At 43.2% G+C, this 324-nt stretch carries 1 protein-coding gene; it reads right to left on the minus strand.

The genetic code is table 11. The features are described from left to right. Positions 1–70: 70 nt before the first annotated feature. A partial coding sequence (locus tag AC3LHT_RS09810) for an L-serine ammonia-lyase, iron-sulfur-dependent, subunit alpha (protein ID WP_488662760.1) occupies positions 71–324 on the minus strand: 254 nt, incomplete at its 5' end.

Consider the following 324-nt stretch of genomic DNA (forward strand, 5'->3'; position numbering starts at 1 on the left):
TTAGATATTTTTGGAGTTACATCGGCATCGTCGTAGAAAACGCCTCCAAGGTCAAAAATTACCAGCTTTGTCATCTGTTATCACTCCTATTTATGAATTCTCTTAACAGCTTTTTTGCAGTAGGTGTAGCTGCAATACCACCCTCTCCAGTTTCTTTGAGTGATTCCGGTAAAGAACGTCCAACCTTTCCCATTGCTTCGGCTACTTCATCAAAGGGTATGAGCGACTTTATGCCCGCAAGTGCCATTTCAGCCGCTGTATAGGCAATTGAAACTCCAAAGGCATTTCTTTTTACACAAGGGACCTCTACAAACCCACCCACAG

This window comes from Kosmotoga sp., from assembly GCF_982836095.1.